The 235-nt window shown below is 63.4% G+C and carries 1 protein-coding gene; it reads right to left on the reverse strand.

The window, feature by feature from the left end; genetic code table 11:
- The coding region (locus SB753_RS41435) for an aminotransferase class I/II-fold pyridoxal phosphate-dependent enzyme (protein ID WP_410805737.1) at positions 1-235 on the reverse strand (235 nt) is incomplete at both ends.

The following is a 235-nucleotide window of genomic DNA, read 5'->3' on the forward strand; positions in this document are numbered from 1 at the left end:
CCGATAAAGCCGACGGCGTGCGAGTCGTCGACCATCACGAGCGCGCCGTAGCGGTCGGCCAGATCGCAGATGCCGGCGAGGTCGGCGATGATGCCGTCCATCGAAAATACGCCGTCTGTCGCGATGAGCTTAAAGCGTGCGCCGGCCGCGTCCGCCTCTTTCAGTCTGGCTTCGAGGTCCGCGAGATCGTTGTTCTTGTAGCGAAAGCGCTTGGCCTTCGAAAGCCGCACGCCGT

Origin of the sequence: Paraburkholderia sp. SIMBA_053, assembly GCF_046534895.1 — a bacterium.
Lineage (GTDB): Bacteria > Pseudomonadota > Gammaproteobacteria > Burkholderiales > Burkholderiaceae > Paraburkholderia > Paraburkholderia caledonica.